The 1,995-nt window shown below is 68.8% G+C and carries 1 protein-coding gene and 1 pseudogene; one reads left to right on the top strand and one right to left on the bottom strand.

Annotation, left to right across the window (positions count from 1 at the left end):
- Nucleotides 1–150: 150 nt before the first annotated feature.
- Nucleotides 151–549 carry an Lsr2 family protein gene (locus ABZX11_RS48150; protein ID WP_354925919.1) on the bottom strand — a complete coding sequence of 133 codons (399 nt, stop codon included), beginning with the start codon at nucleotides 547–549 and terminating at the stop codon, nucleotides 151–153.
- A gap of 972 nt (nucleotides 550–1,521) precedes the next feature.
- Here ABZX11_RS48150 and ABZX11_RS48155 point away from each other — a divergent pair.
- Nucleotides 1,522–1,995: pseudogene (locus ABZX11_RS48155) on the top strand (hypothetical protein); the annotation flags it as partial.

The following is a 1,995-nucleotide window of genomic DNA, read 5'->3' on the forward strand; positions in this document are numbered from 1 at the left end:
GTGCTGGCTGGGGACGCCGTCACCCTGCGGGCGCACGCCGACCTGCTGCGGCTGCCGGCGGTGCGGCTGCACGCCGTAGTGGCGCGGCTCCCTCGCCGCCGACAGGACGACAGCGGTGATCTCTCCCCAGTGATCTGCCGCTCATCTTGGTCAAGCGGCGGCGGTCTTCTTCCGCGAGGAACGCTTCCGCGGCGCCGGAGCCTCCGGTTCGGCAACCTGGGCCCGCTCGTAGGCCGACACCACCTCGGAGGACAGACGTCCTCGTTCGGAGATCTCGTATCCGTTCGCGCCGGCCCAGGCGCGGATTTGCTGGTTACGCTCGCGGTCAGACGAGGCAGCCGTCGACTGGCCCGTGGCGACGCGGACCTTGCGGCCGCCGATGCGGCGACCGGCGCCGACGTAGCGGGCCAGTTCATCGCGCAGCGCGGCGGCGTTCGCATTCGAGAGGTCGATCTCGTAGGTCACGCCATCCAGGCCGAACTGCACGGTCTGCGCGGCGGCGCTGCCGTCGATGTCGTCGAGGATCTCGACGAGGACTTTCTGGGCCATTGATGCTCCTTCGGAGGCGATGTGTCCAGGAACACCTGCGGTTGCAAGTTGCACATTGTGCGATGTCCCATGAACCAGTGTATCCACACTGCGACGGGAAAGATAAAATCACCCTGGGCCTGTTTGCAAAAGTCGGCTTTGAGCTTCCCCGACTGACGATGCTGACTGTTCGCGACAAGAAACGTCGTGCCGCGCCAGCCGTCCTCACCTGACCGACGTCACGAGTCGAGCGTCGCACGGTCACGAGCGGCGCGCCTTCGGCTGCTCGCTCTGCCGATTCAGCGGGAGGATCCACTTCAGACGCTGTCGAGCGCGCCCGCGTGACGTCTGCGTCTATCTTGCTGCACGGCGCGGTCGGCCGTGATCTCGTCGCGTTGACGCGGTGTCTATCCGACGCCTTTCCTGACGAGCCGTTCCGCATTCCGGTGGAAGCGATGTGAGGCCGTTCGGCGGAGTCATCGACGTCACGGGGAACTGCTGGGCGGGTTCTTGTCCGTCGCTCGTTCGCAGGTCAGTGGGCGTTCCCGGAATCCTGGACTGCTGAGTGTCGAAAGTCCCGGTCAGGGCGCGGCTGACAGGAGTACGTCCTGCCCGAGTTCCGCTGAGAGCCGCGCGGTGATCAAGCGCCGAAACGGGCGAAGTCGCCCGATGATCTCAGGGCCCTGCGAACTGCGGATCGTGGTCCACGACACGCTCTTCCACGCTGGTGGCGTCGAGCCCTCACCGCGGTGACGCGCCCTCTTCATGACGCCCGTTCGGGTGGTCGACGACCGGCTCAATCCACGGGCGGACGGCCTCTTCAATCGGGAGCCTGAGGATTCCGGCGGCGCGGCGCCCTAGCGTTCCTGACGGTGATCGGAGGGGGAGACGTGGTGGCGATGGCCGAGGTGCGGACCGGGCGGGGAGCGGATCGCGGTGGGGGTGATCCTGGCCGTCGCCGCGGTGGTGTAGGGCCGGGCTTTGGGGAGCCGGGTGCTGCAGCCGTACTATGCGGCGGCTGTGCATTCGATGTCGTGCGACGTCACGGCGTTGTTCTTCGCGGGGTTCGACTCGGTGGGAGTCGTGACGGTCGACAAGCCGCCGCTCGCCTTTTGGACGCAGGCGCTCGGCGTGGCCGTCTTCGGATTCCACCCGTGGGCGATCGCCCTGGCCCCGGCCATCGCGGCACTCGCCGCCGCGGGCCTGGTCACGGCGGCGAGCTGGTCCCGGTTTGTCCTGTCGGCCGCGGTGGCGGGGACGGCGGTGCTCGCCTATGTCCTGCTCGGCCGGACGCCGGACTGGCTGCCGTGGCTGCGGTACACCGTGGCGGCGCTGGCGTTGCTCGCCGTCGTCGCGGCGCTCGTGCGGGCTGCCCGCGTCGCAGCCGTGATCGGCCTGGTCGCCGTCGTGGCCGGGCCGGCGGCCTTCGTCGCCGATACCGCGGTGCGGCCGAAGAGCGTGCTGGAG

Source organism: Amycolatopsis sp. NPDC004169, from assembly GCF_040610315.1.
Lineage (GTDB): Bacteria > Actinomycetota > Actinomycetes > Mycobacteriales > Pseudonocardiaceae > Amycolatopsis.